This window comes from Pseudacidobacterium ailaaui (assembly GCF_000688455.1).
GTDB classification, from domain to species: Bacteria; Acidobacteriota; Terriglobia; order Terriglobales; family Acidobacteriaceae; genus Pseudacidobacterium; species Pseudacidobacterium ailaaui.
This window is the reverse complement of sequence record NZ_JIAL01000001.1, coordinates 1,895,267-1,916,616: the sequence shown is the minus strand read 5'-3', so window position 1 is coordinate 1,916,616 and position 21,350 is coordinate 1,895,267. Positions and strand designations below refer to the sequence as shown.

Below are 21,350 nucleotides of genomic sequence, written 5' to 3'. Positions count from 1 at the left end.
GGGGCGCCCTCGGGCGCCCTTTTCTTTGCGCCGGATTCTAACCACAGAGACCCAGATGTTCATTGGAAGAAGACGAAGGGCCGGTTGGATTTGGCCCTGAAGGCCGCAAAAATACGCATGACGGCGGCATCGGGCCAACACCTCATCGGATGACCTGCAGGGCCATACGGAACAGCTCATCGAAGCTCTCGCCTGCGGCGGGTTTTTTCGCTATTGCCGTTTCAATGGCTTTTTGCGCGGCGGGCCGCTGGTAGCCGAGATTGACCAGGGCAGAGAGTACGTCCTCTGCAGCCGGACCTGCCGGGGCCGGGGCCGGGGCAGCGGCCATGTCCTCCAGCTTGTCCTTGAGCTCGACCACCAGACGCTCGGCAAGCTTTTTTCCTACACCGGGGATGCGGGTAAGCGTGGCGTGGTCCTGCCCGCGGATGGCGGCAACGGTACGCTCCGGACTGAGACCGCTGAGGATGGTCACGGCGAGTTTCGGGCCGACTCCAGAGACGGTAATCAGGCGTTCAAAGAGACGCTTTTCGTCCAGCGCAAGAAAGCCAAAGAGCGCCAGCAGGTCCTCGCGCACCTGCGTGTAAATGTGCAGCGCCACTTCAGCGCCTTCTGCAGGAAGCGCAGTGAACGTGGGAATGCTAATCGTAACCTCATAGCCTACGCCTCCGGCCTCGACAATCACCCGGCCTGGAGTTTTCAAAAGAAGACGTCCGCGTAAATGCGCAATCATGCCGCGATTGTAAAGCAAAGCAAAAGGCCCGCCTTGTCAGGCGGGCCGCAATCTATCCGCTGTACGGGATCAGAAGCTGAACCTGGCCCCGAATTCACCGGTGAAGGAGCGCGGAATGACCGTGCTGTTCGGCGTGATGAAGTCCGTGGGCTTGAGGAAGCTGGAAGGATCTGTGGGATCTACCGAGTTCATATCGCCCTGCAGATTTCCACCAAAATTGGCGCGGTTCGTCAGGTCAAATCCCTGGAAGAACATCTCGACGTTGTAGCGGTCGGCAATGGTAACTGTCTTTGCGAACCTGGCATCGAGCTGAATAAAGGTCTGGCCGCGGAACGAATCATAGCTGACCTCCTCGCAGGTGCCGGCCTGGAGACAAGAGACATACGTGGTGCTGCCATAAACACTGCCATTCTGACCAAACAAGGCCGTCAGTCCAGAAAAGTCATGCTTCGCACCTTTGGGAACAATTGCATGGGCGCTGCCGCGGCCACTGCCAATCCCCCACTGGTCGCTGCTGGAAATCACATCCACGGGGCGACCAGAGCCGATTTGAAACATGGGCGAGATGCTGATCCTCCACGGCAGCGAAATGGTACCGGCAGCCGTGAGATGATGTGTTTCATCGTTCGGGGCCGGACCGTAATCCTTCCGCCGGAACTGCCCGAGGAATGGGTTTGTAGCAGTATTCCGAAATGCCGCAGGGCTGCCTTCAAAAGCCAGCGCCTTGGACCAAGTGTAGTTGATGACGGTGCTGATCCGCTTCCAGTTCTGCTGACGATAGCTCAGGTTAAGGCCGTCATAATAAGACCGGCCAATGGCCTGCTCGTCTGCAATGCGGCCAAGAACTGGAACACCCGCTGCGGCAAAAGCTGCAGAAAAGGGACGTGGTTTTCCGCTCACAAAATATTCGCGCGGATTGATATTGACCGTCTTGTTTTCGTGAAGTCCTCGCGCCTGTACGTAATCGATTTCGACGACGGAATGAGTGTTCGGCGCGACCTGGAAGCCAAAGTTTATCTGCTGCGTGTAGGGATTGCGATAATGGGGGTCCATCAGACGCCCCGTCGATCCGGGCGCAAGGTTGTATGAGGCCGGTGGAATGACCGGCATCGGGTCCACACCATAACGGTACTGGTAAAGCGGAACTCCGGTGCCCGGAACGATGTCATTGCAGGCAGGATTGCCCGGAGAATCGCACGTAATACTGAAGGTATTTGCAAACACAGTATTGTTTGCCTGCTGAAGCATGAAGAGCGGAATGTTCTCGAAGGTCTGCCCATAGTACAGACCGTATCCACCATGCACTACAAACCGCGCATTCCCCAGCAGATCATAAGAAAAACCGATCCGGGGGCTGATGTCCAGGTCATCGTTTTTGGGCAGTCCTGTATAGGTACCGCCGATATAACTCAGATCCGGAACGTAGCCAAGGTTGTAGTTGTTATTGTTGTGTGCGGCGGGCACGGTCGGAACACCAGTGGCCGCAGCAGCGAACAACTCCTGCACAGTACGGCTGTGCGCCTGCTTTTGGATGCCATAGGTATCAATGTCCCGGTCATAACGGATGCCAAGATTCAAAAGAAGTCTGGAAGTGACCTTCCAGTCGTCCTGCACATAGAGGCCCAGCATCTTCGGCGAAAGGTTAAAGGAAGGATCGCCGGAAGTACCGGTCATGCCGATGACGATGCCAGGGGTGGCAAAACCCTGCGGATATTTGCTCTTGTTCGTGAGGATGTTCTGCGGACTGTCGTAGAAGTCAAATTCCGGGGTGGGATTGTTCTCAAAGAAACCACCGACCTGCGGCTCGTAAACAAAATCCACCCCGGCACGCCAGGTGTGGGCCGAATGCGTGAAGGAAATATCATCTCGGAATTGGAACTTATGCTGGCTGGACTTTTGGGGAACGTTTGCATTGGTGCCGAAACTGGTGCCGTCCGGAAACGTAACCAGAGGAGCACGCAGCTTGGAGTCAATCAGGTTGTTCCAATACTGGAAACCAGCCGTAAAGTTATTCACTACGCTGGAAGACAAAATGGAGTTCAGAGTGAAGTTGGTTAAGATCAGGTCGTTAATTGTGAAGTTGCCTTCGGTCAGATCGTTCTGTGCCGTGGACTGATCATTGTTGCTTTTGTTGTCTTGAGCAATGTAGCTAACGAAGGCACGCTCATTCTGGCTGAAGGCATGGTCAATGCGCCCGTTGTAACGCTTGTCATCATAAGGAGTGGGAATGGTATGGGCAGGCTGCGGAGCCGGGTTGAAGACACCACTGCTGGCCGCCGCCACCAGCTCATCATAGGAATCAGGATTTACCGAGAGGCTGGAACGTTCCCTCAGCCCCTCATAGGCGAAGAAACCAAAGTCCTTGTCTCTGCGAATGGGGCCGCCCAGCGAGCCACCATATTGCTGACGGCTGTAATCTGGTTTGGGCTGATTGCCTTTTTCTGCAAAATAGTTGTTGGTCTGGAAATCCTGCGAGCGAAAAAAGCCATATAAACTGCCATGAAACTGGTTCGTGCCTGATTTGGTTACCACGTTCAGGGCCGCTCCCTCGCTGCGCCCATTCGCGGCAGAAAAGCGGTTCGGGCTGATGTTAAATTCCTCGACCGCCTCCAGCGGGAGCTGCATGACAGCGCCACCTACGGTGTTGTCTTTATTGTCGATGCCGTTCACCGTGGTATTGGTGTTCCGCCCGGAAGAACCATTGACGGCGTAGACCGCATAGCGGTTCTTCGTCGGGTCATAGCTGTCGACCATTTTGACGCCAGGAGCAAGAATGGCGAGATTGGCAAAATCACGACCGTTGAGCGGAAGTTCCTCAATCTGCCTTTGCGTCACAGCGGTGGAAACATCGGTTTTTTCCGTGTCCATCAACTGGTTTCCCGCGCTAACCTCAATGGTTTGCGAGACCGAACCGGCACTCAGAGGAACGTTGACCGTAAGCGTTGTTCCCACCAGAAGATGCAGATCTTTCACAACTGCAGGATTAAATCCGCTGCCCTGAACTTCTACCTGATAAGTGCCGGCCGGGAGCAGATCAAAACGATACTCACCAGAGCCGTTGCTGGTGGTTTCGCGCTGTGCATTGGTTCCATTGTTGGTTACGACGATCTTTGCACCTGCCACAGCGGCACCTGTCTGGTCAGTCACCATTCCGGTAATGCTGGCGGTAGCCGTGGCTTGTCCCCGGGCTGCAGGGAGACCAAGCCCGAGAACAGTGATACAAAAAAAGACCGAAAAAAGGCGCAGGAACGCCCTTTGCGTCATTGCCATAGAGACTCCTCGGAAAAAGTACTCGTGCGTCATTCACTTCGATCGCCATCTCATGGACGGCGTATTTCCTGACGCTCGAACCGGATATTAAATCTCCGCTGGCCTACACGTCGAGAGGAATTACGAAAAATGAACCGACGAATTAAATTTACTTATTCGTTCATCATCAAAGGATCAACAGTCTAGAAGGTAGTTCGGCGGACTCGGATTCTCCCGCGAAGCGTGGCAAACCGGGAAGGCCCACGATTGATTTCATTTTTTGTGCAGTGGAGGGACGGAAGGCAAGCAATCCGCAGCGCGGCCATGGCCATTGGAAGGGCAAGCGACATCGCACAGGCGTCAGCAGCGTTCTTCTGCTGGCCGCCTGTGGCGGGCGACAAAACAAACTATCGTCGGGCCAGGGCGGGTTTGCCGGTGCGCCGGGCGGCGCGCTTCAGTGCCAAAGCACGCATCTCCTTGCCCAGAGTGGTACGGTTTATCAGCATCTGCTGCATGATGCCCAGAATGTTGCTGCCTGCCCAGTAAAGAGCAAGGCCAGAGCCGACGTTCCAGGTCATAAATCCGAAGACGGCAGGCATCGTAAAGGCCATCATGCGCTGCTGCGCCGGATCCACACCCGGAGAAGGCGTGAGCCACTGCACCAGAAACATGGACACGATGAAGAAGAGCGGCAGAATGTGGAGCGGGTCCGGGGAGGAGAGGTCTGGCAGCCAGAGCCAGTGCGCCTGCCGCAGTTCAATCACGTTGCCCAGCATTCGGTAGAAGGCAAACAGCAGGGGCCACTGGATCAGCATCGGAATACAGCCGCCGAACATGTTCACGCCTTCGCGGCGCTGCAGTTCGAAGACCTCACGGTTCATCTCCTGGCGGCGCGGGTCCGTGGCTTTGTACTTGGCATATTTGGCCTTGATGGCCTCAATCTGCGGCTGGATGCGCTGCATTTTGAGCGAGGACTTCATCATCTGGAAGCGCGTGGGCAGCATGGCCAGGTTCAGCACAAAGGTGAGAATCAGAATGGCCCAGCCCCAGTTGGGCACCACATGCTCATAGAGGAACCGGAGGGCCAGAAACAGGGGCTTGGAGATGATACCCCACATGCCAAAATTGACCGTTTTTTCCAGGCTCACGCCGCTGGTTGGCACCGAAGCCAGAACATCCAGCGATTTGGGTCCCGCAAAGAGGCGCACGCTGTAAGGCTGCGCGGCCCCCATGGCTGCGCCCAGAACCGGAGCCTGATCGGTCTGCCGAGGGTCCGGATTCTTGCGATTTCTGGGGACAGAGATGGTATTGTGCAGCGTGACCAGATCAAGGTCTTTAGGGTTTTCCGGCAAAAAGATGGCCGCAAAGTAGAGATCGCTGACCCCGGCCCAATCAAAAGGTCCGCGCAGCGTGGCCCCTCCGGAGATTTTCTTGCTGGTCTGCTGTTCTGCTTTCCCATTCTGTGCGATGTCCAGCGTAGCGCTGGCGTAGTGGGGCAGAGAGTCCTGGTCACCAAAGCCCGCCGGCCAGCAGAGCAGCGCCTCGACCGGCGCGCCATTCTGCAGGACGGAAACTTCGGCATGGATGACATAGCTTGCATCGAACCGGAAGGTCTTGCGTACGGTAAGACCTCCGAAGGCATATTCAAAGCTCAGTGTGCCGGGTGCATGGAGAGCACCTACCGCTGAAGGCACATAAAGCGCCTGCTGGAGCTGCCCGCGCAGATTTGCGTCATAGGTATAGAGCGAGAGGGGGTAACCGTACTTTGCTGCCGCCTCATGGTTCACCAGGTCCAGTGGATTGCCTTCGTCATCCTTGTACTTTTTAAGCACCCAGGACGTGACCTGCGCACCGCGATTGCTAAAGGTGATGCGGTAGAGATTGTTTTCGACCACGGTGGTGGACTCTGAGGCGGCCTGGGTCACCGGGCCGGCCGTGGCCGTCGTCTGGGCGGCCGCAGATGCAGGTGCAGACGGCTGCATCCTGCTGGTGGCGGGCGCCTGCTGTGCCGGGTTTGCGGCTGGCGGCTTTGGCTTCAGAAAAAACTGCAGGCCCAGAAAGAGCACAAAAAAGATGACAGTAAAGGTGAGCAAAGACTTCGAGTCCTGCCCGCCGCCCTGCTGGTTCGGATTTTGGATTTCTGCCAAGAGATACTTCCTGTGGAACTTCAGCGTTTCTTTTATGGTAACTGGCTTTGCCGCCTCTGCGGAACCGGATCGTATCCACCGGCGCAACCAGGATGACAGCGCAGCAGCCGCCGCACGGCCATCCACCCGCCACGCAGCAGCCCATGCTCATGCATGGCCAGGGCTGCATATTCCGAGCATGTAGGCTGAAAGCGGCAGGCCCCGCCGGACATGCCAGCGCCAGCGTGCAGCACCGGTGAGAGAACAAGCTTATAAAAAGCCTGCGCAGCCGAGAAGGCGACAGAGCGGAGAGGCCGACGAGAAGTCATTCGCCCCTCTGCTTCGACCTGGCTGCGGCCTCGATGCGCGTAAAAATGGCGGCCACCTCCTCGCGGAGTCGGGAAAACTCGATCTCCAAAACACTTCTGCGCGGATGCAGCACCACATCCACATTGCAGCGCAGATGGCCGAGGCTGGCCCGCACGGCCTCTCGCATCCGGCGTTTGATGCGATTACGCTCGACGGCCTTGCCCAGTACACGTCCGGCGGTCAGGCCGATACGCGGTCCGGTATGGAAGCCAGCCTCGCGCAGACGGAAAAAATAGGTCATTGAGGCAGAGAAGTGTTTCCTGCTCTGCTTGTAGACGCGCTGGTAGTCTGCATGCTTGCTGAGACGTGCGCCGCGCAGGCTACGCGGCGTCGGATCAGAAGCTTTGTCCAGCATGGCTTTTTGTCTGGTTTCCGGAAGACCGGCGTTTGCAAAAGAAGAGGGAACGAAAACTAGTCGCGATAGCCTGCGCTGACAGCGACGCGATGACGGCCCTTCGCGCGGCGGCGGGACAAAACGGCGGCACCGCTCTTGGTCTTCATGCGGGTGCGAAAGCCGTGTGTCTTGGAACGGCGGCGGCGGTTGGGTTGAAATGTGCGCTTCGGCATGGAAGTGCGCTCCTCAAAAAAATCTTCAATGAAACAATGAAGGCCGTACACAGGGCAAAAAACTGGCCTGTACAGCAATTTCTGAGTATATCTCAAACACCATGGTCACTGCAAAAGTTGCTGGAAAATCCTCATTTTTCACAACCCATGGTGCAACTTCACTGCCCGCACAAAATTTGCATGGAAACTACAGCTCCAGGGCCTCGGAATTGTGCTACTATCGGCAACGTTCACAAGAGATTTTTCTGCACGTCTTGTTGCTGTCTCAAGATCGCGCCGTGAGTGGAAAAGGTCCTCTCACACCAGCTTCTGGCATCACCCAGAGCATCTCTGCCGGAGCCCCCAGCCTCCGGAGCGGGGACTCTGTTTTTCGTAGCATGGCCAGGGCGGCGGACAGATCATTCTCGGCAGCAGGATGGTGCCAAAAGGAAGTGTGATGTCTTTTGTTGCTACAGCTCCTGCCACACTCAACCCGTGGGTGCGGATCCTCGGGGCACTTGAGAAGAAGATCAACCGGCAGTCTTTTGATACCTGGCTGAAACCGACCCGCTTCAGCCATATCAATGGCAAAAAGCTTTATGTAAGAATTCCGACACCCGAGTTTCATCACGTTGGGGACCGGTACGGGGACCTCATCCAGGAAGCCATCGACAACCTGCAGATGGAATTCGACGAGGTGGTCTTTGTGACGCCGGAGGAAGATCCGGCCCTGGTGCGTGTACGCGAAGATGGCGGCTTTGCCCCGGTGCCTGCGCACTCCCCTGCTGCGCCCCAGGAGGGCCATCGTGGGGTGCACGCCTCCGGACCGATGCAGAAGAAGTTCGACTGGTCCACGGCGGCACAGTTGAATCCGCGCTATACCTTTGACGCCTTTGTCATTGGCTCTGGCAACCAGTTTGCGCGCGCCGCAGCCGAGGCCGTCGCAGAGCGGCCCTCAAAGGCCTATAATCCGCTGTTTCTCTATGGCGGCGTAGGAATGGGCAAGACGCACCTGATGCATGCCATTGGCCATGAAGTCAAGCGGCGCGACCCGCAGGCCTCCATCTGCTACGTCACCAGTGAAAAATTCACCAATGAGATGATCAACTCGCTGCGCTATGACCGGATGACGAGCTTCCGCGACAAGTTCCGCTCCGTGGACCTGCTGCTGATTGACGACATCCAGTTCCTGGCCCAGAAGGAACGCACACAGGAAGAGTTCTTCCACACATTCAACACGCTGCACGAGAACATGAAGCAGATCGTCATCGCCTCGGACCGTCCGCCCAAGGAGCTGGCCGAGATTGAAGACCGCCTGCGCTCGCGGTTTGAATGGGGTCTGATTGCCGACATTCAACCACCAGACCTGGAAACCAAGGTCGCCATCCTGCAGAAGAAGGCCGAAAGCGACAATGTCGCGCTGCCTACGGATGTTGCTCTCTTCATCGCCTCCAACGTGCGCACGAATGTGCGTGAGCTGGAAGGGGCGCTGACCCGCCTGTTTGCCTGGTGCAGCATGAGCGGTGTGGAGATTACGCTGCCGGCCGCGCAGCAGTGCCTCAAGCAGTTTATCGACACACAGGTACGCAAGATCACCATTGAGGCTATCCAGCGCGCCGTCGCCGAGCAGTTCGGCATGAGGGTCGCCGAGCTCAAGCAGAAGAACAACTCGCGTGCCGTCGTCGTGCCCCGCCAGATCGCCATGTATCTGGCCAAAAGCATGACAGAGGCCTCACTGCCGGAGATCGGACGACAGTTTGGCGGCAAGCACCACACCACGGTCATGCATTCGATTGCCAAGATTGAAGACCAGCGGCGCGCCGATAAAGACCTGAACCGGATGATCAATAAACTGCAGGAAACGCTGAACAGCTAGCGGGGCCGAGGTCCCCCCTCGACAACGGGACAGGGGCCGCCGCTCGACCGGCTATCTGCCTTTCCACAAGGCCGGCCGCTTTTCGAGAAACGCTCCGGTCCCTTCGGCCTTGTCTTCGGTACCGCAGCACAAACCAAAGAGCGAAGCTTCCAGCTCCAGCGCCTGATGCAACGGAAGGTCCAGTCCGGTGTGGACCGCTTCCATGCATCGGGCCACGGCAACGGGAGCAGCAGCGGCAATGGCCTGCGCGATCTCTTCTCCGCGCAGGAGCAACTGGCCAGGTGCGACCACCTCTTCGACCAGGCCCAGACGGAGGGCGTCAGCAGCAGAAATCATTTCCCCGGTCAACAGCAGCTTCAGGGCCGCACCCTTGCCAATCAGCCGAGGCAACCGCTGGGAGCCGCCATATCCGGGAATCAGGCCGAGCTTTACTTCGGGCTGTCCGAATTTCGCTGTCTCACTGGCAATGCGCAAGGTGCAAGCCATGGCCAGCTCGCAGCCGCCGCCCAAGGCAAAGCCGTTGACGCAGGCAATCACCGGCTTGCCGCAATGCTGCAGCCGGTCCAGAATGCGCTGGCCGCGCAGCGCAAGCTGTTGCCCTTCCAGGGCGGAAAGCTTTGCCAACTCCTGAATGTCTGCACCGGCGGCAAAGGCCCTTTCGCCAGCACCTGTCAAAAGAATGGCGCGGACCTGCGGATCGGCGGCCAGAGAGGCCAGCGCTGTATCGAGCTCATGCAGCAGGGCAGAGTTCAGCGCATTGAGAACTTTGGGGCGGTTTAGCGTAATCAGGGCCGCGGCCCCGCGCATTTCAAGAAGAATATTTTCGTAGCTCATGGCAAACGTGTGAGTCTAGCATGTTGGACCCACTGGCTGAAACCGGCCCGGATGCGGCCGCTAATCCAGCCGTACGAGGTAGGCTTCGCCTTCTTCCGGTCTCAGTTCCTTTGCAATCTCCATGGCGCGTTTTTTGTCGTCATTCTGCGGACGGATGCGCACCCAGTGCCCGGTGGGTCCGGCAAACTCAATGACGTTTGCGGTGTGATATTTCCGTTCCAGATGCTCTTCAAGCTTCACCGCGTCTTTCTCTTTGCTGAAGGCGCCAATCTGTACGCACCAGCGGCCACCATCTTCAATCGGTCGGGGCGCTGCGTAGACGTCCATGCGGACTTTCGCAGTCCCCGGCCTCCAGACCCCCACGGCCTTTGCCGAAGCAACGGAGAGGTCCAGAAACCGGTCGGGGACAAAGGGTCCACGGTCTGTAATGCGCATGATGGCCGACTGGCCGGTCTGCAGATTGGTCACACGGATGAGTGACCCCATGGGCAAGGTACGATGCGCTGCCGAAAGCGCATTCTGATCGTAAATCTGACCATTCGCACCGCGATGGTTGTGATATGGCGGACCATACCAGCTTGCCATTCCTGTTTCGGAATAAATCGGCTTATGAGTGGCCACAAAATCGGCATCCACGCTGCTGTCCGCGGCTTCCGCGATGGAAGCCGTGTTCGGAAGACTGCTGCCGGCTGCAGGGGCCGCCGTACCGGAAGATGCGCCCCGAGTTGTCGCTGCCGGCGATGGCTGGGCGATGGCTGGCGGAGGCGGCGTATAGACTGCAACCTGTTTTTTGTGTGAGCAACCAACCGCGAGCAATCCAGCGGCCAGGACCAGCAGAGGGCCTTTCTGCGTGATGTCCATTCAGCGGCTATCTCCGTTCCAGATGGTCTGCCAGCCGGCGCAGCTGTTCGGCCAGCGCACGCACGGCTTCCGATGAGTCCTGCCTCACTTTGGGCACCACTTCATCATTGAGATATGCAATGATCTTTTTCACTTCTTCTTCCAGGCGGGGCGTTAACTGCTGGACGCGCGCATCTACTTTACGCCCGAACTCTTCAAACTTGCCCGGGTTGTCTGCCATCGGGGCCACCTCCTTCCCAGTGTGCTTGCCGTGTTGCACAGGGGTCAACCAGTTGCAGCCGCACAGGTGCCAAAGACGTTACCGTTTCCGCTACCTGAAGGCGATACATCCTCCTAGAGCATTCTGCCTTCCAATGGGTTGTTGCCTTGATGGACATGCCAAATCTGACGAGATCTCTTCATGCCTGTTCTTTTTTGCTGTTTTTTTCCGCAGCGTCCGCCTTCCCCCAGCAGACGCTGGTGAATGCCCCTGCAGAGAATGCTGCGCAGAAATGGTCTGATGTCGTGGAACCAGGCGAGAAGATTCCTCCGTTGTATGCAAAGGACAAGCTGCTGTTTCCGGTGCATGAAGAGCTGCGGCCGAGCGGATGGTTCTCCACATTCCTTTCCTCTGGATGGGAGCAGCTCGTGGATGGACACCCAAAGTACGGCTCCGATTCCGGCGCCTTTGGGCAGCGGCTGGGCGCAGCCGCGCTGCGAGACCTGAGCATGCGCACGTTTTCCGATGGTATGCTGCCCGCGCTCCTGCGTGAAGACCCTCGCTATTTCCGCAAACAGGAGGGCAGTGTGAGGCAACGTGCGGTCTATGCCGCCTCGCGCGTCTTCATTACGCAGCGCGACAACGGCAGCAGCGGATTCAACAACTCGGTGGTCTTCGGCCATGGAATGGCTTCTGCTCTGACCCGTGCCTACTACCCACAACCGAGCGCCAACACTTCGGTCGTGTTCCAGACCTGGGGCTACTCACTGCTGGGTGAGGCAGCGGGGAACTTATGGGCCGAGTTCTGGCCCGATGTGCGCGCTAAAATCTTCCATAAACATCGGGGACCTCAGCCTTAGCCCTGGGGCCTTCCCATACGTCAAAGAGATATGCGGTGGTTTCGCCGGAAGGATTCCGGCCTTTGCTCCTTTACTTCCTTCAGGATGGCCTGCTTCCTTGTGCCTTTCATTTTCGGGGCGCGAGACCCTCTTTTTGCCCAGGCAGAGCTGCCGGACGCCCCATCTTCCACAATGATTTCCGTATCCGGAAGCGGACAGAGCTTTCCGCCCGACGCTCCCGAGGTGCCCAAATCTGCCGACTCACCTCGTCCGCCCTTTCCCGGGCAGCAACCCCAATGCTCGCAGACGCAGTCCAAACCGGCCGCGACTCCGGGCATGAGCTGCGGTCCCACCTTTGATCCCTTCCAGAGGTTTCTGAATTCAGCCGAGCCGCGACCCATGACTCCGCGGGAGAAGGCGCATCTGGCGGTGAAAGACGTGATTGATCCTTTTAACCTGCTGACCATTGGCGGGCTTTCTGCCATCTCCGTGGCCTCAGATTCGCATTCGGCCTACGGGCCGGGTATCAAGGGTTGGGCGAAACTGAGCGGAGTTTCCTTTACCCAGGACATGACCAATGAGTTTTTCGGCACCTTTCTGATCCCCTCGATCGCACACCAGGACCCGCACTACCACCGTATGCCAAATGCCTCTTATAAACGACGCATCGCGCACTGTATCTATCAGATTGTCTGGACGCAGAGCGACACCGGGCAGGGGATGTTCAACTATGCGACCGTGGTGGGAGGCGCGATTGAAGAGGCCATCAGCGATGCCTACGTGCCCTACCGCGAAACGGGATGGGCCGCCGCCTCGTCGCGCTACGGCGTTGCGCTGGCCACGGACCCCATCGGGAACTTCATCACCGAATTTGTCCCCGACCTGGCGCGCCACGTGAATATCCGCGTGGTCTTTGTCCAAAAGATTATTAACCAGGTAGCTAAAGAAGAGGGCCAGGGTCAATAAGTGTTCCACCGCATAAAATTTTGAAACGATTTATTTTGCTGTTGATTCTCCTGCCATTCAGGCGCATACTGCCGTGCAAAGAAAAAAGGGGCCAGTAATTTCGCAGTTAATGGTCCACCCAAACTGGGCTCTTCTTCGGAGGCGTTATGAAGCGGCAGGTTTTGTCCTTTGCCCTTGTGGCATTCACGGCGTTCTTCTTTCTCATCCAGACCGGCAGAGCGCAGCAGGCAACAACCTCCCTCAGCGGGGTGGTCACCGACGCCAGTGGCGCACTCTTGCCCGGCGCTTCAGTCACCATCACACGCGACGCAACAGGGCAGACCCTCAGCACCACGACCAACGCGCATGGCGAATATCAGTTCCAGCAACTGGCCCCTGGCACCTGGACGGTAAAGGTGAGCGCCGCAGGCTTCGGAGACCAGAGCAAGGTCGGCAGCCTTCTGGTCAGCAAGCCCGCCACCATTGATTTTCAGATGACCTTGCAGTCTGTTTCACAGACGGTGAATGTATCGGCGGAAACCGAAACGCTCAACACCTCGGATGCGAGCCTTGGCAATGCGGTCAACAATCAGGTCATCCAGTCACTGCCCATGATTGATCGCAATGTGCCAGACCTGCTCAGTCTTCAGCCCGGTGTGCTCTATCTGGGGCATCAGGTCGATGTCAGCAATGACAGCCGCACCGGCGCAGTCAATGGGGTGCGCTCGGACCAGGGCAACATTACCATGGATGGACTGGATGATAATGATCAGAAGCTCGGCTATGCCTTTACTGGAGTGCTCCGCGAGACCCTCGATTCGGTGGATGAGTTCCGCGTCACCACGGCCATGGCCAATTCTGACCAGGGCCGCGCCGCAGGAGCGCAGATCAATCTGATCACCAAACGCGGGACAGACCAGTTCCATGGCGGCGTGTATGAATACAATCGCAATACGGCGACCGCTGCCAATGACTGGTTCAATAAGCAGGCCGAACTGGCGAGCGGCGAACCGAATGCTCCCGGGAAATACATCCGCAATACCTATGGTTTTGATCTGGGCGGCCCCATCCTCAAGCAGAAGCTCTTCTTTTTTGGAAACTATGAGGCCTCCCATATCCGCGAGAACCAGCAGGTCCTACGGGAAACGCCCACCCAGACCCTGAAAGAGGGCTACATCATCTATCAAAGTAATGGAAACAACGTAAAACTCAATCCTGCGCAGATCGCCGTTATGGACCCCAATTGTTCCGCCAATGGAACCTGCCCCTGGGGACCGGGGGACGACCCGCATATTCTGCAGCTCCTTCAGGGATATCCGACCGCCAACGGAGCGGCCCTGGGGGACGGCCTCAACCTGGGGTCTTTCAGCTTCTCCTCGCCCAACCCTCAGAACCTGAACACCACCATTGTTCGTCTGGACTGGGCGCCGTCCTCGCGCCAACAGTTGTTCTTCCGGGGCAACCTGCAGGATGACACCACTCTGGATGTGCTCCAGTTTCCGGGCCAGCCTCCCTCGCACACTTTGCGCGACAATACCAAGGGGCTGGCGGCAGGCGACACCTGGACCATCACCAACAACCTGGTCAATGATCTCCGTTACGGATATACGCGGCAGGGCTATAGCAATGCAGGGCTGGACTGCGGGGCCTATGTGCAGACCCTCCGCACCGTCTCAGCACCCACAGCGGAAAGCTGCAGCACAATCATCCATGTCCCCGTACACAACGTCATTGATAACGCAAGCTGGACCCACGGAAACCATACCTTGTCCTTTGGCGCCAACTGGCGCGGCATCACGAACTACTCGCAGACGAACAGCAACTCCTATGGCTTTGCCAGCCTGAACATTCAATGGCTCAGCGGCGGCGGCTCGATTGCCGGTAGCGGCAGCAGCCTCGATCCGGCGGCCTTCGGATATCCTGCCGTGGATACCGGAGACCAAACCACTTACAACGAAGAGATTGGACTGCTCACTGGACTGATCCCCTTCATTCAGGGCCAATACAACTTCAGCGTTGCAAGAGGCGGCCAGAGCGGCACAACCATCGCCGAAGGAGTGCCCATCAGCCTTACCTACCACTCCAACGAACTTGAGTATTACATTCAGGACCAGTGGAAGCTCCAGCCGAATGTGACCTTCACGTTCGGGATCCGGCAGGTATTTCTCCAACCTCCGTATGAAGTCCACGGACAACAGATACAGCCCACGATTGACACACACCAATGGTTTGTCAACCGCTACACCCAGATGCTCCGTGGCGTTACAGACCAGCCCGATCTGGCCTTTGCGCCTTCAGGCAAAGCCAATGGCAAGGCTTCGTACTGGAGCATGTCCTACAAGAACATTGCTCCGCGCGCGTCCTTTGTGATTGCGCCGGACAATAAGACTTCGATCCGGTTCGGCGGAGGCATGTTCTTTGACCACTTCGGACAGGGCATTGTGGACACCTTCGCGCAGTTTGGTTCCTTCGGATTACAGACCCAGATCACCAATCCTGCCGGCCAGTACGGCATTGATAATGCGCCCCGGTTCACCAGTCTGACCTCGATTCCACCGCTACAGGGTGTGAATATCCCATCCGTCATTCAATACCCTTACACACCCCCCAACAACGTCAACACTGGCCTTGCCATCACCTGGGGTGTGGACAATAAAATCAAGACCCCGTATACGGTCACGGCGGACTTCTCCATCCAGAGAGAGCTCTCGCATGGACTTTCTCTGGAAGCCAACTACGTAGGCACCTTTGGACGCCACCTGCTGCAGCAGCTTGATCTGGCCGAACCGCTTGACCTGGTGGACCCGAAGTCAGGAATGGATTATTTTCAGGCAGGAAAACTGCTGGCCCAGGCCACTTATGCCGGTCAGACCAATGTTGCCGCCATCCCTTACTGGGAAGACATGTTTCCCTGGCTGGCGACCAATGGAATGAGCGCCACTCAAAACATTTACACAAATGTCTATCAGGGCAATGCCGCGGTCGGAAACGATTCCTATGCTTTGGCCGTCCTCGATGCCTTCTGCGATCCCAACCAGGGCGCGGGAGGACTGGGCTGCGGCCCGTATGAAGACGCACAGGGCAACATTACCACCCGCTTCTATCAGCGCCAGTTTTCTTCCTTATACGCCTGGTCGTCCATTGGGAATAGCGACTACCACGCGATGCAGTTGACCTTGCGCCGGGTCAGCAGCTCGGGGCTGACGTTCGACTTCAGTTATGCCCTGGCCAAATCCATTGACATGGGGTCTGACACAGAACGTTCGAGTGAGTTTACAACCGCCGGTGGCAGCTTCAGCTACATTACGAACAGTTTTAACCCGAAGGGCATCCGGGCGGTCTCTGATTTTGATGTCCGCCATCTGCTGACGGGCAATTTCATTTATCCGTTGCCATTCGGCCAGGGCAAACCATTTGGCTCTGGCGTCAATCGCGCGGCAGATGCTGTGATTGGCGGCTGGACGCTCTCTGGCATTCTTCGCCTGTCCAGCGGGCTGCCGTTCAGCATTCTTCCTCCACTCAGCTACGCAACGAACTATCAGCAGCCGTCTTTCGCCGTGGTCACCGGCCCCATTAAGATCCATAAGCACCTGCTGAATGGTCTGCCGGAGGTCTTCGCTGATCCCAATTCCCTGAACAATGGGATCGCCACGGGCTTTCCTCTCAGATATCCCTATCCCGGCGAAGAAGGCAGCCGCAATGCCTTCCGCGGCGATGGCTACTTTGAGCCGGACGCCAGCCTGGCCAAGACCTGGAAGACGGTCCACGAACAGTCCCTGCATTTTGCCTGGGAGGTCTTCAACGTAACCAACTCTGCCCGCTTTGATACCAGTGCTGTCAGCAGCCTGGGCGGGCTGAACATCCAGGTCACCAGCGGCGCTGGATTCGGCATCTACAGCTCCACCCTGGTGCAGTCCAGAAAGCAGCAGTTCTCACTGCGCTATGACTTTTAAGCTGCCCTGCAGCAGCACCCAGTCAGGATCCAGGTCGGGAAGGGACGGCACTCCGTATGGGGCAACGCCGCCCTTACCTGTTTGCCTGTGCCAATGAGTCTGCGTACAGATCGACATTTACCTTGTCTACAACGGCCGTGCCGGTATCCACAAACACAGGAAAAGGCGAAAACACATCGACGCTGTAATCGCTGCGGAAGCTCTTCGGGCCGTCATGGTAGATCTGGTCCAGCGCCTTCAGCCCAAAATACCCCATGGTGTAAGGCTTCTGCGCCACTGTGGCGTCAATGACTCCGCTCCGGATCAGGCCCAGGGTGTCCGGGTCGACGTCCATGGCCACCACCAAGCGGTCGGTGACTTTGTGGTCTGCAAGGACGGCGCCGACTTCCCTGCCCGCCGAGGCTTCCAGACAGATGAATGCGTCGATGCGGTCGGCCCCAGTCTTTGCGAGATATTGCTGGGTCTTGTCGAAGGCCGCTGTGGGCTGTCCCTTGATGTCCACTACCTCCACGGTGCGGATTCCCGGATGCTCGCTAAAGATGTCCTGATAGCCCTTGAAGCGCTCGTCCAGATTGGGCTGGCCGGGCATGGTGAAAAAGACCACATTGCCCTTTCCTCCGGGAAGTTTGTCTACGACACGCTGACCGCCCAGATGTCCTGCTTCCAGATTGTTCGTCCCGATAAAAAACAACCTGTGGCTGTGCGGAGCATCGGAATCCATCGTGATGACGGGAATGCCCGCATCCATTGCAGAGTTGATCGCAGGCGTAAAACTGGCCGCATCGGCAACTGAGATGAGGATCCCGGCGGGCCGGGCAGCAATGGCGTTCTGCAATGCCGTAAGCTCCGCCTGCGGATCGTAGTTGTCTGGTCCCACAACAAAGGCCTTCACGTGGTATTGCGCCGCTGCCCGGTTGAACCCAGATGCGGCGGTCTGCCAGTAGGTGAGTCTCAGATTGTTGGAGACCAGGTAAAACTTCTCTGAAGTGGAATGGCGCTGGCACCCGGAAAGCAGTGCGAAGGTCAGTGGAAGCAGAAGCGCTTTCTGGACCGTATGCATAGGGACCTCGCAATGTGGGAAGTTGCGCGGTGTGACCTGTCCGGTCCCTGCAAGAAGATCTGATCTGGGGCCAAAACAGGCCGCCACGCGAGATGCGCAAGCATTTTACTCCCGCCTGGCTGCCTTTGGCCCCTGTATCTCAAGGAAAAACCGGGTTTTCTAAGCTTCGAGCGCGTCCATCTCCTCTTCCTGTAGGCCGTGGCGGCGCAGCAGGTTCGGCAGATTCTGCGAGAAGGCCGAGCGCGGCATCACCATGTCGCAGCCGGCCTCCTGCGCCTTCATCTTGAGGTCGCCCTGCAAATGCGAGAGAAAGCCGATGATCGAGGTCCCGCGCTTGAGCTTGGTCCGCAGCTTGGGAATCAACGTCAGCGGCTTGGCATTGGCGTTATTCAGATCAAAGACAATCAGCGAGGGCCTCTCTTCTTCGGCCACATCAGCCAGACGGGAAACAATGTCTTTTTCCGCCTTGACAAAGCCGACCTTGACGCCCAACTTGCGCGCTGTCTCCTGAATTTTGGCCAGGAAGAACAGGTCTTCGATGAAACAGAAGATGCGTGTGGGCGCATCTTCCCGCACGGAAGCGGCCGGAGGCTCCGGCATTACGCCCGGATCGGCCGCTGGATGGAAGCCGTTCCCATTTCCATTGCGAAATTCAATCGTGGAAGGCGGCCCGTCCGCAAGATTGCCGTTGACAGCGCGGTAGCTGTGGTCCATCGGACCGACAAAGGCCTGCTGCCTGCGCTGTTTGTTCCGACGGCGTCCGCCGCCCTGTCCGCTGCCGTTGCCGTTGCTGTTGTTGTTCTTTTGGAAGAAGCGTTTTTTTCCGGCAAACTTCGGGTTTTGTCCCTGCTGTTGCTGGTTTTGCTGGCCATTCGCCTGGGGATTCGATGGCCCTTTTCCGCCTTTGCGCCTGCGGCGCCGGCGACGGTGCTGCTGCCCCTGCGCGTCCTCCGCGGAGGGCTGCGCCTGGGGCTGGTTCTGTTCTGTTGTCATGCTTGCACTTCCTGGTGCGTTGACATTCATTTACAGCGTGTTTCCGGCGGAAAGCCGCTGCTGCTTTCGTTTATTGGAGATGCCGGGAATGCAAATGGTTCAATCCCTTCGCGTCCATGAATGCGGCCGTCTGCTTTGCAAAGGCAAAGAGAATCCCGGGCCGGTCATGAATTGTTTCGCGGAGTTCGTAATACTGTCTTTCAACTCGGTATCGCTGTACCTTGGGTGTTTCACCTTCAGGGCGGTTAGAGAAACGCCATTCCGATGATACGCGCCACTTTGAAATGTTGACTGTCGAGAAACGCGGCGAACTTTCCGGAACATTTCCGGCATCAGCCGCTCGATAGGCAAAGACAATACTACCCATTATAGATGAAACTGGCAAGTGCCCGGATGCCACCAATGGGAAAAAAGAAAGGGCCGCTTCCTTACGGCCCTTTCTTTATGATGGCCAATCACTGGCCTCCCTGAAAGCCCGTCCGCGTGGGGCGGCGGGTGACAACTCCGGCTCGGGCCGACAGCTTCCATTGGCTCCGACTCTCGCCAGCCGGAGAATCTCTTTCTTGCTATACGTCGCTGGCATTACTTGTATAAGCAATTTTTATGCCGGAATGCGTTCTGAACAGAATCAAGCACTTGCGCCCCAAGTGCGGACAAAGATCTCCATTTTATGGAAGATGACCTTCAGTTTCGTTTCATAAATTCATAAGTCTATCTTTGGCAGGTGGGGCAATAATGGGTCCCGCGACCGGCCAGGAGCGTCCTACGAATCTCAGTACCGCAGACCAGACAGGGCCTGCCGCCCCGGAGATAGACCTTATGCTCAAGCTGGAAGAAGCCTTTGACTCCCTCGGCATCCACATAGTCTGACACCGAAGATCCTCCCAGACGGATGGCCTCCCTAAGCACAGACTGCAGTGCGCCATGCAGCCGGAACAGCTGCTCGCGGCCCAGACGCCCAGCGCGTCGTGTGGGACGGATTCCGGCGCGGAAGAGGCCCTCATCCGCATAGATATTGCCTACGCCATGCAGCAGCTTCTGGTCCAGAAGCGCAGCTTTGATGCTGGTCTTTCGCCCGCGGAAGAGGGCGGCGAAGTCCTCGGGGGAAATGGTAAGAGGTTCCCTGCCGGGACCGGTAAAGGGGTCATTCTTCCGGGCTTCCAGCCGTCCGAAGCGACGTGCATCCACGAACCGCAACTCACGGCCGGAGCTGAGCCGCAAAATGGCGTGTGTGTGTTTTGGAATGGCGGCGACGGGGTCGCAGACCAGCAAACGTCCGGTCATGCCCAGATGCACGATCCATTGCGTCTGCTGCGACAGGTCGAAAACGATGTGCTTGCCGACACGATATACGCGATCAATCTTCTTCCCCGTCAGCAAGCGGACCATAGCGGCCGGTTTGGTCTTGAATGGTTCCGGCATGGAACTGAACCAGGCCGACTCAATTACATTCCCGCGCACACGCTCATGCACACCGCGGGCGACCGTTTCGACTTCGGGAAGTTCCGGCATAGGACCTCTGTCTCCATTTTCTCAGGGAGGCGGCAGCGGGCGAGGGTTTCTGCTACACTCAATCGTTTCCTATGTCTGAAGCTGTTCCACTGACGCAACTCAATGAAGACGAAGAGCTCTTTCGCTCCACAGTGCGCGAGTTTGCGCGGCAGACCATTGGTCCGCTGGTGCGCCAAATGGATGAAGAGCAGCATCTGGCCCCGGAGCTACTGCCACAACTTTTCAGCCTGGGGCTGATGGGCATTGAGGTGCCCGCAGAGTATGGCGGCAGCGGCGGCACTTTTTTTGAGGCCGTCCTGGCCGTAGAAGAAATCTCTTCCGTGGACCCGGCGGTTGGCGTGCTGGTGGATGTGCAGAACACCCTCTGCGTGAATGCGCTTCTGCACTGGGGCACCCTTGAACAACAGAAAACCTACCTGCCGCGACTGGCTACTGAGACCGTAGGGGCCTATGCACTCTCTGAGGCCGGCTCAGGCTCCGATGCGTTTGCCCTGAAGATGCGTGCGGAACGACGTGGGGAACACTATGTACTGAACGGGCAAAAACTCTGGATCACGAACGCTCGGGAGGCGGGGATCTTCATCCTCTTTGCGACTCTGGATCCTGCTGCCGGATACAAGGGGATTACGGCCTTTCTGGTCGAGAAGGACACGCCTGGCTTTTCTGTCGGGAAAAAAGAAGACAAACTGGGCATCCGCGCTTCCTCTACCTGCGAGCTGGTGCTTGAGGACTGCCGCGTGCCCGTCCAGAATGTGCTTGGCGAGCCGGGCAAGGGATACAAGATCGCCATTGAAACGCTCAATGAGGGCCGGATCGGCATTGGCGCGCAGATGCTTGGACTGGCAGAGGGTGCATGGAACTGTGCGGCAAAATATGCGCTGGAGCGGAAACAGTTTGGAAGGCCGATTGCGGAGTTTCAGGCAGTGCAGTTTGCGCTGGCAGAGATGGCAACGGAGATTGAAGCGGCCCGCCTGCTTGTTTACAACGCAGCACGACTTAAGGATGCCAAGCAGAGCTTTGTCCGGGAAGCCGCCATGGCCAAGTATTATGCTTCCCAGGTTGCGGAGCGCGTCGCCAGCCAGGCGGTTGAGATTTATGGCGGCTACGGATTTGTCAAAGACTATCCAGTGGAAAAGTTCTACCGGGACGCAAAGATTGGCAAGATCTATGAGGGCACTTCCAACATGCAGCTGGCCACCATTGCCAGGCAGGTCCTGGGCGGGCTGAAAACATAAGGCAACCCCACCCCGGACGACAG

Annotated in this window: 17 protein-coding genes; 5 read left to right on the top strand and 12 right to left on the bottom strand. The window is 57.5% G+C overall.

Annotation, left to right across the window (positions count from 1 at the left end; genetic code table 11):
• Positions 1-142: 142 nt before the first annotated feature.
• The 6 genes from ruvA to rpmH form a co-directional block, all read right to left on the bottom strand.
• On the bottom strand, positions 143-730 hold the full coding sequence (gene ruvA, locus N655_RS0108435; RefSeq protein WP_026442629.1) for a Holliday junction branch migration protein RuvA: 588 nt from the start codon (positions 728-730) through the stop codon (positions 143-145).
• 69 nt (positions 731-799) lie between these two features.
• Positions 800-4,000 (bottom strand): outer membrane beta-barrel protein, encoded by a 3,201-nt coding sequence (locus N655_RS0108430; protein WP_238324603.1) that lies wholly within the window; start codon positions 3,998-4,000, stop codon positions 800-802.
• A gap of 386 nt (positions 4,001-4,386) precedes the next feature.
• Complete coding sequence (gene yidC, locus N655_RS0108425) at positions 4,387-6,126, bottom strand: membrane protein insertase YidC (protein ID WP_026442627.1); 1,740 nt, start codon at positions 6,124-6,126, stop codon at positions 4,387-4,389.
• A gap of 32 nt (positions 6,127-6,158) precedes the next feature.
• Entirely contained in the window at positions 6,159-6,434 is a 276-nt protein-coding gene (gene yidD / locus N655_RS0108420) for a membrane protein insertion efficiency factor YidD (RefSeq protein WP_026442626.1), read from the bottom strand.
• Positions 6,431-6,829 carry a ribonuclease P protein component gene (gene rnpA / locus N655_RS0108415; RefSeq protein WP_026442625.1) on the bottom strand — a complete coding sequence of 133 codons (399 nt, stop codon included), beginning with the start codon at positions 6,827-6,829 and terminating at the stop codon, positions 6,431-6,433. The genes yidD and rnpA overlap by 4 nt, the downstream gene beginning before the upstream one ends.
• A gap of 56 nt (positions 6,830-6,885) precedes the next feature.
• Positions 6,886-7,041: a 50S ribosomal protein L34 gene (gene rpmH, locus N655_RS0108410; RefSeq protein WP_026442624.1), complete on the bottom strand. Its 156-nt coding sequence runs from the start codon at positions 7,039-7,041 to the stop codon at positions 6,886-6,888.
• Between the two features lie 436 nt (positions 7,042-7,477).
• Between rpmH and dnaA the strand changes: the two genes are divergently transcribed.
• On the top strand, positions 7,478-8,896 hold the full coding sequence (gene dnaA, locus N655_RS0108400; protein ID WP_026442622.1) for a chromosomal replication initiator protein DnaA: 1,419 nt from the start codon (positions 7,478-7,480) through the stop codon (positions 8,894-8,896).
• A gap of 51 nt (positions 8,897-8,947) precedes the next feature.
• On the opposite strand, the gene N655_RS0108395 is transcribed toward dnaA, so the two are convergent.
• Genes N655_RS0108395 through N655_RS18060 form a run of 3 tightly spaced genes read right to left on the bottom strand, consistent with a single transcriptional unit; the run spans position 8,948 to position 10,811 of the window.
• Positions 8,948-9,730 (bottom strand): enoyl-CoA hydratase-related protein, encoded by a 783-nt coding sequence (locus N655_RS0108395; RefSeq protein WP_026442621.1) that lies wholly within the window; start codon positions 9,728-9,730, stop codon positions 8,948-8,950.
• A 60-nt stretch (positions 9,731-9,790) separates the two neighbouring features.
• Positions 9,791-10,591 (bottom strand): septal ring lytic transglycosylase RlpA family protein, encoded by an 801-nt coding sequence (locus N655_RS18065; protein ID WP_044934271.1) that lies wholly within the window; start codon positions 10,589-10,591, stop codon positions 9,791-9,793.
• 7 nt (positions 10,592-10,598) lie between these two features.
• Entirely contained in the window at positions 10,599-10,811 is a 213-nt protein-coding gene (locus N655_RS18060) for a hypothetical protein (protein WP_044934268.1), read from the bottom strand.
• A 239-nt stretch (positions 10,812-11,050) separates the two neighbouring features.
• On the opposite strand from N655_RS18060, the gene N655_RS19825 reads away from it, so the two are divergent.
• From N655_RS19825 to N655_RS0108370, 3 genes are all read left to right on the top strand, one after another.
• Positions 11,051-11,650 (top strand): hypothetical protein, encoded by a 600-nt coding sequence (locus N655_RS19825; protein ID WP_155987550.1) that lies wholly within the window; start codon positions 11,051-11,053, stop codon positions 11,648-11,650.
• A gap of 99 nt (positions 11,651-11,749) precedes the next feature.
• Positions 11,750-12,595: a hypothetical protein gene (locus N655_RS0108375; RefSeq protein ID WP_155987549.1), complete on the top strand. Its 846-nt coding sequence runs from the start codon at positions 11,750-11,752 to the stop codon at positions 12,593-12,595.
• Between the two features lie 146 nt (positions 12,596-12,741).
• Positions 12,742-16,527, top strand: coding sequence for a TonB-dependent receptor (locus N655_RS0108370; protein WP_044934265.1), 3,786 nt, complete (start codon positions 12,742-12,744; stop codon positions 16,525-16,527).
• Between the two features lie 73 nt (positions 16,528-16,600).
• Here the strand turns inward: N655_RS0108370 and N655_RS0108365 are convergent, their stop codons facing one another.
• From N655_RS0108365 to N655_RS0108350, 3 genes are all read right to left on the bottom strand, one after another.
• Positions 16,601-17,587 (bottom strand): substrate-binding domain-containing protein, encoded by a 987-nt coding sequence (locus N655_RS0108365; protein WP_026442617.1) that lies wholly within the window; start codon positions 17,585-17,587, stop codon positions 16,601-16,603.
• A gap of 159 nt (positions 17,588-17,746) precedes the next feature.
• Complete coding sequence (locus tag N655_RS20280; RefSeq protein ID WP_049961342.1) at positions 17,747-18,580, bottom strand: response regulator; 834 nt, start codon at positions 18,578-18,580, stop codon at positions 17,747-17,749.
• Positions 18,581-19,291: 711 nt separating this feature from the next.
• The gene (locus N655_RS0108350) at positions 19,292-20,092 is read right to left on the bottom strand and encodes a DNA-formamidopyrimidine glycosylase (protein WP_026442615.1); all 801 of its coding nucleotides are present in this window, start codon (positions 20,090-20,092) and stop codon (positions 19,292-19,294) included.
• A 71-nt stretch (positions 20,093-20,163) separates the two neighbouring features.
• On the opposite strand from N655_RS0108350, the gene N655_RS0108345 reads away from it, so the two are divergent.
• Complete coding sequence (locus N655_RS0108345; protein ID WP_026442614.1) at positions 20,164-21,327, top strand: acyl-CoA dehydrogenase; 1,164 nt, start codon at positions 20,164-20,166, stop codon at positions 21,325-21,327.
• The last annotated feature ends 23 nt before the right edge of the window (positions 21,328-21,350 follow it).